The 12,921-nt window shown below is 70.0% G+C and carries 9 protein-coding genes; 6 read left to right on the top strand and 3 right to left on the bottom strand.

Annotation, left to right across the window (positions count from 1 at the left end):
• Positions 1-6: 6 nt before the first annotated feature.
• The 3 genes from KGA65_RS09585 to KGA65_RS09575 are packed head-to-tail and all read right to left on the bottom strand — an operon-like array spanning position 7 to position 1,299.
• Positions 7-312 carry an urease subunit beta gene (locus tag KGA65_RS09585; protein ID WP_225863449.1) on the bottom strand — a complete coding sequence of 102 codons (306 nt, stop codon included), beginning with the start codon at positions 310-312 and terminating at the stop codon, positions 7-9.
• 14 nt (positions 313-326) lie between these two features.
• Complete coding sequence (locus tag KGA65_RS09580; protein ID WP_225862920.1) at positions 327-941, bottom strand: HupE/UreJ family protein; 615 nt, start codon at positions 939-941, stop codon at positions 327-329.
• A 55-nt stretch (positions 942-996) separates the two neighbouring features.
• The gene (locus tag KGA65_RS09575; protein ID WP_225862919.1) at positions 997-1,299 is read right to left on the bottom strand and encodes an urease subunit gamma; all 303 of its coding nucleotides are present in this window, start codon (positions 1,297-1,299) and stop codon (positions 997-999) included.
• A gap of 190 nt (positions 1,300-1,489) precedes the next feature.
• On the opposite strand from KGA65_RS09575, the gene KGA65_RS09570 reads away from it, so the two are divergent.
• From KGA65_RS09570 to KGA65_RS09545, 6 genes are read left to right on the top strand one after another with little or no spacing between them, the layout of a single operon-like run.
• Positions 1,490-3,181, top strand: a complete 1,692-nt coding sequence (locus KGA65_RS09570) for an alpha-amylase family glycosyl hydrolase (RefSeq protein WP_225862918.1) — start codon at positions 1,490-1,492, stop codon at positions 3,179-3,181.
• Between the two features lie 8 nt (positions 3,182-3,189).
• Positions 3,190-5,433: a 1,4-alpha-glucan branching protein GlgB gene (glgB, locus tag KGA65_RS09565; RefSeq protein ID WP_375142624.1), complete on the top strand. Its 2,244-nt coding sequence runs from the start codon at positions 3,190-3,192 to the stop codon at positions 5,431-5,433.
• A 20-nt stretch (positions 5,434-5,453) separates the two neighbouring features.
• Positions 5,454-7,583 carry a glycogen debranching protein GlgX gene (gene glgX / locus KGA65_RS09560; RefSeq protein ID WP_225862917.1) on the top strand — a complete coding sequence of 710 codons (2,130 nt, stop codon included), beginning with the start codon at positions 5,454-5,456 and terminating at the stop codon, positions 7,581-7,583.
• Entirely contained in the window at positions 7,580-8,869 is a 1,290-nt protein-coding gene (gene glgC, locus KGA65_RS09555; RefSeq protein ID WP_375142623.1) for a glucose-1-phosphate adenylyltransferase, read from the top strand. The genes glgX and glgC overlap by 4 nt, the downstream gene beginning before the upstream one ends.
• Positions 8,870-8,881: 12 nt before the next feature.
• Positions 8,882-10,327 (top strand): glycogen synthase GlgA, encoded by a 1,446-nt coding sequence (gene glgA / locus KGA65_RS09550; protein WP_225862916.1) that lies wholly within the window; start codon positions 8,882-8,884, stop codon positions 10,325-10,327.
• A gap of 34 nt (positions 10,328-10,361) precedes the next feature.
• Positions 10,362-12,839 carry a glycogen/starch/alpha-glucan phosphorylase gene (locus tag KGA65_RS09545; RefSeq protein ID WP_225862915.1) on the top strand — a complete coding sequence of 826 codons (2,478 nt, stop codon included), beginning with the start codon at positions 10,362-10,364 and terminating at the stop codon, positions 12,837-12,839.
• Positions 12,840-12,921: the final 82 nt, after the last annotated feature.

The following is a 12,921-nucleotide window of genomic DNA, read 5'->3' as shown; positions in this document are numbered from 1 at the left end:
GTCAGTTCAGAGCTTTCCTTGCACCAGGCCGCGGAAGCCATAGACCGTGCGGCTGCCGGCGTAGTCCACCAGCTCCACGGTGCGTTGCTGGCCGGGCTCGAAGCGCACGGCGGTGCCGCTGGCGATGTGCAGCCGCATGCCGCGGGCGGCCTCGCGGTCAAAGCGCAGGCCGGCGTTGGTCTCGGCGAAGTGGTAGTGCGATCCGACCTGGATCGGGCGGTCGCTGGCGTTTTCCACCACCAGGGTGAGGGTGCGGCGGCCGGGGTTCAGGTCCAGCTCGCCGTCGTCGGTGATGAGTTCTCCGGGAATCATCGTCACGCTCCCGCTCAGCCCAGCAGCAGCGAGGCGCCGAAGGCCGCCATGCCGGCGCCACCGGCGAGGGCCGTCACCCGCGGCAGCAGGCCGCCACGGGCCTTCAGCCAGCGGCCCAGGCCCAGGCCGGCCAGGTGCAGTGCGGCGGTGGCCAGCACCATGCCGGCCAGGGCCGGGCCGGCGCTCAGCTCGCTGCCGTGGGCGGCGCCGTGGAAGAGGGCGAAGCCGCCCACCAGCACGGCCGCCACCGGGGCCGGCAGCTGGCGCTGGCTGGCCAGCAGCAGGCCGATCACCAGCAGCGAGGCGGCGATCATCGGCTCCACCGCCGGGAAGGCCAGGCCGGCCGTGGCCAGCAGCGCGCCCACCAGCAGCAGGCTGGCAAAGCTCAGCGGCGCCACCCAGGCGCGGCGGGCGTTCAGGCCGCTCCACAGGCCCACGGCCAGCATGGCGCTCAGGTGGTCCAGGCCGGTGAAGGGGTGGACCAGGCCGTCGACAAAGCTGTGGTGGCCGCCGGCATCGGCGCCCATGTGGGCCGAGGCCATCAGCGGCAGGGCGGTGAGGGCGGCGGCCAGGGCGGGGCGCAGGAAGCCGCCGCGTGGCAGCAAAGTTTGGTCAGCGTGGGCGTTCATCGGGCGTTCTCCAGGTTCGGTTCGCAATCAGGGCTGAATGCACTTCGGGTGTGCGTCAGGCAATGGGCTGGTGCACGGTGACCAGCTTGGTGCCATCGGGGAAGGTGGCCTCCACCTGGATCTCGGGGATCAGTTCGGCCACGCCGTCCATCACCTGGTCGCGCTTGAGCACGGTCTTGCCTTCGCTCATCAGCGCGGCCACGCTCTTGCCGTCGCGGGCACCTTCCATGATGGCGGCCGTGATCAGGGCCACGGCCTCGGGGTAATTGAGCTTCAGGCCTCGGGCCAGGCGGCGCTCGGCCAGCAGAGCGGCGGTGAAGATCAGCAGCTTGTCTTTTTCGCGGGGGGTCAGTTCCATCCGGTTCTCCAGCGGCCAGGCGCATCGGGCGCCGAGGCCATCGGGCCAGTATCCTGCAATCGCGGTGCCACCGGCCAGCCAGCCCCATTGCGGTGCAACTTGGCCACGAATGGGCTTGGTGCTGTCACGGGCCTGAGGCAAGATCGGTCTGTCCGGGCCATCTGGACGATTCCTGAGGAAAGGACCGCGCATGTCTGCCCCATTTGCCGCCACTTCCCCGGCCTGTGACAGCGACCGGGCCGGGCAGGACTGGTGGCGCGGTGCGGTCATCTACCAGATCTACCCCCGCAGCTTTGCCGACAGCAACAACGACGGGGTGGGGGACTTGCGCGGCATCACCGAGCACCTGGACTATGTCGCCCACCTGGGGGTGGACGCGATCTGGGTGTCGCCCTTCTTCAAGTCGCCGATGGCCGACTTCGGCTACGACGTGGCCGATTACCGGCAGGTGGATCCGCTGTTCGGCACGCTGGACGATTTCGACGCACTGATCACCCGTGCCCACGCCCTGGGCCTGAAGGTGATGATCGACCAGGTGCTCTCGCACACCTCGGTCGAGCACGCCTGGTTCCGCGCCAGCCGCGAGAGCCGCGACAACCCCCGGGCCGACTGGTATGTCTGGGCCGACCCGCAGCCCGATGGCACACCGCCCAACAACTGGTTGAGCGTGTTCGGCGGCTCGGCCTGGCAGTGGGACAGCCAGCGCCGCCAGTACTACCAGCACAGCTTCCTGAGCAGCCAGGCCGACCTGAACTTTCACCATCCGGACGTGCAGGACGCGCTGTTGGGCGAGGTGCGCTTCTGGTGCGAGCGCGGGGTGGATGGCTTTCGCTTCGATGCCTGCAACCACCAGTTCCATGATGCGCAGCTGCGCAGCAACCCGCCGGCCACAGCCGACGAGCAGGCGGGCGTCAGCACCGTGCGGCCGGACAACCCGTACGCGATGCAGCGCCACCTCTACGACAAGACCCAGCCGGAGAACCTGGCCTTCCTGGAGCGGCTGCGCGCGGTGCTGGATGAATTCGGCGCCGCCAGCATCGGTGAGGTGGGCGACGAGCACCCGCTGCCGGTGATGGCCGACTACACCGAGGCGGGCAAGCGCCTGCACATGGCCTACAGCTTTGCGCTGCTGACCCCCGAGGCCTCCGGCCCGCACATCCGCGAGCAGGTCGAGGGGCTGGAGGCCGAGCTGGCCCGCACCGGCGGCTGGGGCTGCTGGGCCTTGTCCAACCACGACGTGCCGCGGGTGGCCACGCGCTGGGCGCCGCACGGCCAGCCCCACGATCACCTGTCCATCACACTGCTGGCGCTGCTGCTCAGCCTGAAGGGCAGCGTCTGCCTCTACCAGGGCGAGGAACTGGGCCTGCCCGAGGCTGACATCCCCTTCGAGCGGCTGCAGGACCCCTACGGCAAGGCCTTCTGGCCACGCTTCAAGGGGCGCGACGGTTGCCGCACGCCCATGCCTTGGTGGAAGGACGCGCCGCAGGCTGGCTTCAACGCCGGGGCGGAGCCCTGGCTGCCGCTGGGGCTGGACCACGCCGACCGGGCGGTGGACGTGCAGGAGCTGGAGCCGGCCAGCGTGCTGTCGCAGACCCGGGGGCTGCTGGCCTGGCGCCGTGGCCAGCCGGCGCTGCGCTGGGGGAAGATCGTCTTCCACCACGCCCAGGGGCCGCACACGCTGCTGTTCGAGCGCCGCTGGCCGGGCCAGCCCGCGCTGGTGCTGGGTTTCAACCTGGGGAGTCGGGCCGTGAACCTCTTGTTACCTGATACCCTGGGGGGATTGGCGCCAGCCCAGGGTGCGCCGCTGGCGTCCGCCGTCTTGTCGGCCGATGGCCGGGAGTGGCACCTGCCGCCTTACAGCGCGGCCCTCGCAACACGCTGAAAGCTCGCATGTCCCCAGCCGTACCCGGGCCGATGGCCGACCGTCCCGCCGCGCTGCCGCCCGGCGCTCCCGATGCGGCCACCATCGCCGCCCTGCAGACCGCCCAGCATGGCGATCCGTTCTCGGTGCTGGGGCCGCACACCGACCGCGAGGGCACGACCCTGCGGGCCCTGCTGCCCGGGGCCCACCAGGTGGCCGTGACCGATGCCGAGGGCCAGTGGCTGGCGGACCTGGCGCAGGTGCCCCACACCGACCTGTGGTGCGTGCAGCGGCCCCAGCTGCCGGGCACCTACAAGCTGCGCATCGACTGGGGCCAGGGCCCCGTGCTGCTGGAAGACGCCTACCGCTTCGGCAGCCAGTTGCGCGAGGCGGAACTGTGGTGGCTGGCCGAGGGCACCCACCTGCGCCCCTACGAGGCGCTGGGCGGCCACCCGCTGGTGGTGGAAGGGGTGGCCGGCGTGCGCTTTGCCGTCTGGGCGCCCGCGGCCCAGCGGGTCTCGGTGGTGGGCAGCTTCAACCAGTGGGATGGCCGCCGCCATGCCATGCGCCGGCACCCCGGCGCCGGCGTGTGGGAGATCTTCGTGCCCCATGCGGCCGAGGGCGATTACTACCGTTTCGAGGTGCTGGGCCGCGACGGCGTGCTGCGCCAGAAGGCCGACCCCTATGCCAATCGGGCCGAGCTGCGGCCGGGCACCGCCTGCATCGTGCAGCGCCTGCCCGCTGGCGTGGCGCGCGACGCCGCCCGTGGCCGGGCCAATGCGCTGGACGCGCCCATCAGCATCTACGAGGTGCACCTGGGCTCCTGGCGGCGCGGCCACGATGGCCGCTGGCTCAGCTACACCGAGCTGGCCGAACAGCTGATCCCCTACGTGGCCGAGATGGGTTTCACCCACCTGGAGCTGATGCCGGTGCAGGAGCACCCCTTCGACGGTTCCTGGGGCTACCAGCCGGTGGGCCTGTTCGCGCCCACCGCGCGTTTTGGCCAGCCGGAGGAATTCAAGGCCTTCGTCGAGGCGGCCCATGCCGCCGGCCTGGGGGTGATCCTGGACTGGGTGCCGGCCCATTTTCCGACCGATGAACATGGCCTGGCCTGGTTCGACGGCACCTGCTTGTATGAGCACCAGGACAAGCGCGAGGGCTACCACCCCGACTGGAACACGCTGATCTACAACTACGGCCGGGTGGAGGTGCGCAACTTCCTGATCGGCAACGCGCTGTACTGGATTGAGCGCTTCGGCATCGACGGGCTGCGGGTGGACGCGGTGGCCTCGATGCTCTACCGCGACTACAGCCGCCGCGAGGGCGAGTGGATCCCCAACCGCTGGGGCGGGCGCGAGAACCTGGAGGCGATCGAGTTCCTGCGCCGGCTCAACCGCACCATCGGCATCGAGCGGCCCGAGGCCATCATGATCGCCGAGGAGTCCACCGCCTTCCCCGGCGTGACCCGGCCGCCCTCGGACGATGCGCAGTCCGGCGGCCTGGGCTTCCACTACAAGTGGAACATGGGCTGGATGAACGACACGCTGCGCTACCTGGCGCGCGAACCCATCCACCGCCGCTGGCACCAGGACGAGATGCGCTTCTCGCTGATGTACGCCTTCAGCGAGAACTTCGTGCTGCCCATCTCGCACGACGAGGTGGTGCACGGCAAGGGCTCGATGGTGGCCAAGATGCCCGGCGACACCTGGCAGCGCTTTGCCACGCTGCGCGCCGCCTATGGCTGGATGTGGGGTCACCCGGGCAAGAAGCTGCTCTTCATGGGCAACGAGATCGGCCCCTGGGAAGAATGGAACGCCGACACCAGCCTGCCCTGGCATCTGCTGGCCCATGCGCCGCACGCCGGGCTGCAGCGCCTGGTGCGCGATCTGAACCGCGTGCTGCGCCACCACCCGGCGCTCCACCGGCTGGACCACGACTCGGCCGGCTTCCAGTGGCTGCGCCACGACGACGCGGCGCAGTCGGTGCTGGCCTGCGAGCGCCGTGCGGCACCGGGTGCGGCCGATGGGCAGCGGGTGGTCGTCATCGCCCACTTCACACCCGAGGTGCGCCACGGCTACCGGCTGGGCCTGCCGCAGGGCGGCGCCTGGCGCCTGCTGCTCAACACCGACGATGTGGTCTACGGTGGCAGCGGCGTGTCGCCCGGGCCGCTGGTCGTCGAGGAGGTGCCCTGTGATGGCTGGCCGCAGTCGGTGCGCCTGACGCTGCCGCCGCTGGCCACGGTGATGTTGGTGCCGCAGGGGCAGGTGGGGTGATTCCAATGGGGAGCGAAGCGATGCAGCCGCTGGCGCCGGGGGATCCGCACCACCTGGGCGCGCATCTGGTGGCCGGCGGGGCGCAGTTCGCCGTCTGGGCGCCCGAGGCCGAGGCCGTCTGGCTCTGCCTGTTCGACGACAGCGGTCGGCATGAGCGGCAGCGCCTGCCGGTGCCGCACAGCCACCTGGGCATCTGGCACGCCACCGTGCCGGGGGTCGAGGCGGGGCAGGTCTATGGCTGGCGCGCGGCGGGCCGCTGGGCGCCGGCCCAGGGCCTGCGGTTCAACCCGCAGCGGCTGCTGCTGGACCCCTACGCCCACGAGGTGGTGGGGCGCTATGCCGGCGATCTGGACCGCTACCTGGATTTCGATCCCGCTGATCCGAACCGCCCGCACCCGCTCGACAACGGCGATGTCGCCCTGAAGGCCCGGGTGCTGGCGCCCGCGCGGGCGCCGGTGGTCAACGTGCCCTCGGTGCCACTGGGGCACCGCGTGGTGGCCGAGGTGCATGTGCGCAGCGCCAGCGCGCTGCACCCGGACGTGCCCGAGGCCTTGCGCGGCACCTATGCCGGCCTGGCCCATCCGGCCCTGATCGCCCACTGGAAGCACCTGGGGGTGACCACGCTGGAGCTGATGCCGGTGCAGGCGCGGGCTGACGAGGCCCGGCTGCAGCGTCTGGGCCTGTCCAACCACTGGGGCTACACGCCGATTGGTTTCATGGCGCCCGAGCCCCGCTATGCCAGTGGGCAGGACGGCCTGAGCCCGGCCGAGGAACTGCGCCAGGCCATCGCCACGCTGCGCCGGGCCGGTTTCGAGGTGGTGCTGGACATGGTCTTCAACCACAGCGCCGAGACCGACCTGCAAGGCCCCTGCCTCAGCCTGAAGGGCCTGGCCAACCGCCACTGGTACCGCCACGAGGGGGCCCAACCTGGCCGCTACCAGGACTGGAGCGGCTGCGGCAACACCCTGAACCTGGCCGAGCCGATGGTGCTGCGCATGGTCATCGATGCGCTGCGGCACTGGGTGCAGTCCTACGGGGTGGACGGCTTCCGGTTCGACCTGGCGCCCACGCTGGGCCGCGACGATCTGGGCCGTTACAGCGCCGGGGCCGCCTTCTTCGGCGCCTGGCAGGCCGACCCGCTGCTGCGCCGCTGCCTGGTGATCGCCGAGCCCTGGGACCTGGGGCCGGACGGCTACCAGCTGGGCCACTTCCCGGTGGGCTGGTTCGAGTGGAACGATCAGGCCCGTGATGCCTGGCGGGCCTACTGGCTGCACCCGGAGGACCGGCGGGCCGACCGGGCTGAGTTGGCCAACCGGCTGGCCGGCTCCAGCGACCGCTTCCAGCACGACCCCAAGCGGCCGCGCCGCCCGGCCGCCAGCCTGAACTTCGTCACCGCGCACGACGGCTTCACGCTGCGCGACCTGGTGAGCTTCAACGAACGGCACAACCTGGCCAACGGCGAGGGCAACCGCGATGGCCACGGCGACAACCTGAGCTGGAACGGTGGCATCGAGGGCCCGACGCACGACCCGGCCGTGCTGGCCCGGCGCGGCCGGCTGCAGCGCGCCTTGTTGAGCACGCTGCTGCTGGCGCGCGGCACGCCCATGCTGCTGATGGGCGATGAGCTGGGTCACTCCCAGCAGGGCAACAACAACGCCTATTGCCAGGATGGCGCGCTGACCTGGCTGGACTGGACGGCACCGGAAAGCCGCAGCCTGGGGGCCTGCATCGCCCGTCTGACGATGCTGCGCCGCTGCGACCCTGCGCTGCGGGGCGACCGCTGGCTGCAGGGCCGCCCGGGCCCGGACGGCCTGCCCGACGTGCGCTGGCTGCGGCCCGACGGCGCGGTGCTCGCGGCGGGCGACTGGCACGACCACCGGGATCGGGCGCTGATGGTGCAGCTGGCCCCGCCGGACGCCGGCCACGAGACGCTGCTGCTGTTCAACCCTGCCGCGGAGGACCGCGTGTTCACGCTGCCGCCGCTCAGCCGCGGGCCGGTCTGGATCGGCCGCTTTGACAGCAGCCACGCGCTGGGCCAGCCGCCCAACGGTGCCCATTCCCCCGGCCCGCTGACCGTGCCCGCGCGCAGCGTGCAGGTGCTGTGCAGCCACGAACTGGTCGACCCCGCCCTGGTGCACGGCCTGGCATGATTTCCCTGGAGACTGAAGAGATGGACCTCAACCGCAGCGCCGAGACACGCTGGCTGGCCCGGCGGACCATGGCGCTGGTGCTGGCCGGCGGGCGCGGTTCCCGCCTGATGAACCTGACCGACAACCGGGCCAAGCCGGCGGTGCACTTCGGCGGCAAGTTCCGCATCATTGATTTCGCGCTGTCCAACTGCGTGAACTCGGGTCTGCGCCGCATCGGCGTGGTCACGCAGTACAAATCGCATTCGCTGCTGCGCCACATCCAGCGCGGCTGGAGCTTCATGCGCAGCGAGATGGGGGACTTCATCGATCTGCTGCCGGCCCAGCAGCGCGTCAACGAGGTGGACTGGTACCGCGGTACCGCCGATGCCGTCTGGCAGAACCTGGACATCGTGCGCGACATGTCGCCGCAGTACGTGGTGGTGCTGGCCGGCGACCATGTCTACAAGATGGACTACTCCATCATGCTGGCCGACCACGTCGGCAGCGGCCGGGGCGTGACGGTGGGCTGCATCGAGGTGCCCCGCCTGGAGGCCACCGGCTTTGGCGTGATGGCGGTCGACGACACCCGCAGCATCACCAGCTTCGTCGAGAAACCGGCCGACCCGCCCCCCATGCCGGGCAACCCGGCCGTGTCGCTGGCCAGCATGGGCATCTACATCTTCACGGCCGATTACCTCTATCGGCTGCTGGACGAGGATGCGCGCGACGCCACATCCGACCACGACTTCGGCCGCAACCTGATTCCCAAGGCGGTGTCCGAGGGGCAGGCGCTGGCGCATCCGTTCTCGATGTCGGCTGTCGCCAACCCGCCATACTCGCGGGCCTACTGGCGCGACGTGGGCACGGTGGACGCCTACTGGGCGGCCAACCTGGACCTGGCCTCGACCACGCCCGAGCTGAACATGTACGACAAGGAATGGCCGATCTGGACCTACCAGGAACAGCTGCCGCCGGCCAAGTTCGTGCACAACCAGGAAGGCCGGCGCGGCGAGGCGATCGACTCGCTGGTCTCGGGGGGCTGCATCGTCTCGGGCGCCACGGTGCAGAACTCGGTGCTGTTCTCGAACGTGCTGGTGCGTTCCTACAGCCGGCTGGACGGGACCGTGGTGTTGCCGGACGTGCAGGTCAACCGCCACTGCCGCATCCGCAACGCGGTGATCGACCGCCGCTGCAAGCTGCCCGAGGGGCTGGTGATCGGCGAGGATGCCGAGCTGGATGCCAAGCGCTTCTACCGCAGCCCGGGCGGCGTGGTGCTGGTCACCCGTGCCATGCTGGAGAAGCTCTGAGGAGGAGGGCGCATGCGCGTCTTGCAGGTCTGTGCCGAAATTTTTCCGCTGTTGAAGACAGGCGGGCTGGCCGATGTGGCCGGTGCGCTGCCTGCCGCCTTGCAGGCCGCCGGGGCCGAGGTGCGGGTGCTGCTGCCCGGCTTCGAGGCGGTGCTGGCCGGGTTGAAGAACCCGGTCACCGTCAACCCGCTGGCGCCGCATGCCGCGGTGCCCGGCGCCCGCTTGCTGTATGGCGAGCTGCCTGCCGTGGGCACCTGGGCCTATGTGGTCGACGCCCCCTCGCTGTACCAGCGGCCGGGCGGGCCGTACGCCGATGAGCGCCACCATCCCTATGCCGACAACCACCTGCGCTTTGCCCGCCTGGGCTGGGCTGCGGCCGAGCTGGCCGGTGGGGCCGACAGCTACTGGCGGCCCGAACTGGTGCACGCCCACGACTGGCATGCCGCGCTGGCGCCGGCCTGCATGAAGGCCATGGGGGTGCCGGTGGCCTCGGTCTTCACCATCCACAACCTGGCCTACCAGGGCAGCTTTGACGGCCGGCACTTCGGCGAGCTGGGTCTGCCGCTGCACTTCTTCAACCCCGAGGGGCTGGAGTTCCACGGCGCGCTGAACTTCATGAAGGCCGGGCTGTACTACGCCGACCGCATCAGCACGGTGAGCCCGACCTATGCGCATGAGATCCAGTCGCCCGAGCAGGGCATGGGGCTGGATGGCCTGCTGCGCCGCCGCGCCGGGGTGCTGCACGGCATTCTGAACGGCGTGGACGAGGCGGTCTGGAACCCGGCGAAGGACCCGCTGATCACCGCGGCCTACGATGGCCTGAAGCTGACCGGCAAGGGCCGCAACAAGGCGGCGCTGCAGAAGCTGCTGGGCCTGGCGCCGGTGCCGGATGTGCCGCTGTTCGTGGTGGTGAGCCGGCTGACCGAACAGAAAGGCCTGCACCTGGTGCTGGAGGCGCTGCCCAAGCTGGCGGCCCGGGGCGGGCAGTTCGCGTTGCTGGGCAACGGCGATGCCGGCATGGAAGCTGCATTCCGGGATCTGGCCAGCCGCTGGCCCGATTCGGTGGGGGTGCACATCGGCTACGACGAATCCCTGGCCCATCAGATGGTGGCCGGGGGCGACGTGATCATGGTGCCTTCCCGCTTCGAGCCCTGCGGGCTGACCCAGCTCTATGGCCTGCGCTATGGTGCGCTGCCCCTGGTGCGCCGCGTGGGCGGGCTGGCCGACACCGTGACCGACTGTTCCCTGGAGGCCCTGGATGAGGGACGCGCCACCGGCTTCGTGTTCGACGACTTCAGCGAGGAAGGGCTGGACGCCGCGGTGCGTCGGGCCTTCGCGCTGTACCGCCGTCGGCGCGACTGGGTCTCGGTTCAGCGCACCGCGATGGCGCAGCACCACGATTGGGCGGTGGCCGCCCAGGGCTATCTGGCCATGTACCGGGCGGCCCTGGGCCGCTGACCTGCCTTCTTCCCGTACCTGAGGACCGACCGCGATGGACGTCACCCAGTTCGAGCATGAATACGACCACGTCGGGCGCACCAGCGTCCAGGCACTCAAGCGCCACATCGCCAACAAGCTGATCTACCAGGTCGGCAAGGACCCGGTCTCGGCCCGGCCCGAGGACTGGATGCATGCGGCGGCCTACGCCATCCGAGACCACTTGGTCGAGCGCTGGATGCAGACCACCCGTGCCCAGTACGCGCAGGATGTGAAGCGGGTCTATTACCTCTCGATGGAGTTCCTGATCGGCCGCACCTTCAGCAACGCGGTGCTGGCGCTGGACCTGATGCCGGCGCTGAAGCAGGCCCTCAAGGAACTGGAGGTGGACCTGGACGAGCTGTTCGACCTGGAGCCCGATGCGGCGCTGGGCAACGGCGGCCTGGGCCGGCTGGCGGCCTGTTTCCTCGATTCGATGGCCACGCTGGGCGTGCCGGGTCTGGGCTACGGCATCCGCTACGACTACGGCATGTTCCGTCAGCTGATCCAGGACGGCCGCCAGGTGGAGACGCCCGACTACTGGCTCACCCACGGCAACCCCTGGGAGTTCCCGCGGCCGGAAGTGGTGTACCGCGTGCGTTTCGGTGGCCGGCTGGAGGATGGGCACGGCGGCGTGCGCTGGGTCGACACCGACGACGTGCTGGCCATGGCCTATGACACCATCATCCCCGGCTACGGGACGATGGCCACCAACACCCTGCGCCTGTGGAGCGCCCGCGCCACCGAGGAGATGGACCTCAAGGCCTTCAACCAGGGCAACTACTTCGGTGCCGTGGAGACCAAGAACCACAGCGAGAACGTCTCGCGCGTGCTCTACCCGGACGACTCCACGCCGTCCGGCCGCGAGCTGCGCCTGCGTCAGGAGTACTTCTTCGTCTCGGCCAGCGTGCAGGACCTGATCCGCCGCTACCTGCGCGGCCACACCAGCTTCGACCTGCTGTCCGAGAAGGTCAGCATCCACCTGAACGACACCCACCCGGTGCTGGCCATCCCCGAGCTGATGCGGGTGCTGGTCGATGAGCACCGCCTGCCCTGGGACGTGGCCTGGGGCCATTGCCAGAAGATCTTCAGCTACACCAACCACACGCTGATGCACGAGGCGCTGGAGACCTGGCCGGTGGAGGTGCTGGGCCGGGTGCTGCCGCGCCACCTGCGCATCATCTTCGACATCAACGCCCGCTTCCTGGGCCAGCTGACCAGCCAGTACGGCGGCGGCACCGAGATGCAGCGCAAGCTGTCGCTGGTCGACGAGACCGGCGAGCGCCGGGTGCGCATGGCCTACCTGGCGGTGCTGGCCAGCCACTCCGTCAACGGCGTCTCGGCGCTGCACTCCGAGCTGATGAAGCAGTCCATCTTCGCGGACTTCGCCAAGCTCTGGCCCGAGCGCTTCAACAACAAGACCAACGGCATCACGCCGCGTCGCTGGCTGGCCCAGGCCAACCCGGGCCTGGCGCAGCTGCTGGACCAGCGCATCGGCCGCGGCTGGCGCCGCCAGCTCGACCAGCTCGATGGGCTGAAGGCCGCGATCGAGCTGCCCGGTTTCCTGGGCGCCTTCCGCCGGGTCAAGCGGCAGAACAAGGAACGCCTGGCCGCGCTGGTGCAGAAGCGCCTGGGCGTGGACCTGAACGTCGACGCGCTGTTCGATGTGCAGGTCAAGCGCATCCACGAGTACAAGCGGCAGTTGCTCAACGTGCTGCACGTCATCACCCGCTACCGCCGCATCCTGGACCAGCCCGACGCCCAGTGGGTGCCGCGGGTGGTGGTGTTCGCCGGCAAGGCGGCCTCGGCCTACTACATGGCCAAGCTGGTGATCCGGCTCATCAACGACGTGGCCCAGGTCATCAACAACGACCCGCGCGTGGGCGACCGCCTCAAGGTGGTGTTCATCCCCAACTACAGCGTCAGCCTGGCCGAGATCATCATCCCGGCGGCCGACCTGTCCGAGCAGATCTCCACCGCCGGCACCGAGGCCTCGGGCACCGGCAACATGAAGTTCGGCCTGAACGGCGCGCTGACCATCGGCACGCTGGATGGCGCGAACGTGGAGATGCGCGAGCACGTGGGGGCTGACAACATCTTCATCTTCGGCCACACCGCCGAGGAGGTGGCCGGCCTGCGCGCCCGGGGCTACCAGCCGCGCGAATGGCTGGAAGAGGACGACGAGCTGGCCGGCGTGCTGGACATGCTCGCCAGCGGCCGGTTCAGCCCGGCCGAGCCGGCCCGCTACCAGCCCATCGTCGACACGCTGGTGAACTGGGGCGACCACTACCTGCTGCTGGCCGACTACCGCAGTTATGTGGACACCCAGGATCAGGTGGACGCGCTCTACCGGGCCGAGGAGGAATGGACGCGCAAGGCCGTGCTCAACGTGGCCGGCATGGGCTTCTTCTCGTCCGACCGCACCATCGCCGAGTACGCGCACGACATCTGGCACAGCAGCCCGGTGCAGCTGCCGACCACCGTGACGGAATGAAGCAAAGACCCGAACAAGCCCGTTTCCAGACGTTTCACGCGGTTTAAGGCGCACGCCCTCGCGTCGATATCGAGTTCGCCAT

This window comes from Ideonella benzenivorans, from assembly GCF_020387415.1.
Classification (GTDB): Bacteria; Pseudomonadota; Gammaproteobacteria; order Burkholderiales; family Burkholderiaceae_C; genus Ideonella; species Ideonella benzenivorans.
This window is presented reverse-complemented; position numbering and strand designations above follow the sequence as displayed.

Bases quoted from the DNA above. Each gene is read 5' to 3' on its own strand.
- KGA65_RS09585 (WP_225863449.1), bottom strand. From the start codon at position 312: ATGATTCCCGGAGAACTCATCACCGACGACGGCGAGCTGGACCTGAAC.
- KGA65_RS09580 (WP_225862920.1), bottom strand. From the start codon at position 941: ATGAACGCCCACGCTGACCAAACTTTGCTGCCACGCGGCGGCTTCCTG.
- KGA65_RS09575 (WP_225862919.1), bottom strand. From the start codon at position 1,299: ATGGAACTGACCCCCCGCGAAAAAGACAAGCTGCTGATCTTCACCGCC.
- KGA65_RS09570 (WP_225862918.1), top strand. From the start codon at position 1,490: ATGTCTGCCCCATTTGCCGCCACTTCCCCGGCCTGTGACAGCGACCGG.
- glgB (WP_375142624.1), top strand. From the start codon at position 3,190: ATGTCCCCAGCCGTACCCGGGCCGATGGCCGACCGTCCCGCCGCGCTG.
- glgX (WP_225862917.1), top strand. From the start codon at position 5,454: ATGCAGCCGCTGGCGCCGGGGGATCCGCACCACCTGGGCGCGCATCTG.
- glgC (WP_375142623.1), top strand. From the start codon at position 7,580: ATGATTTCCCTGGAGACTGAAGAGATGGACCTCAACCGCAGCGCCGAG.
- glgA (WP_225862916.1), top strand. From the start codon at position 8,882: ATGCGCGTCTTGCAGGTCTGTGCCGAAATTTTTCCGCTGTTGAAGACA.
- KGA65_RS09545 (WP_225862915.1), top strand. From the start codon at position 10,362: ATGGACGTCACCCAGTTCGAGCATGAATACGACCACGTCGGGCGCACC.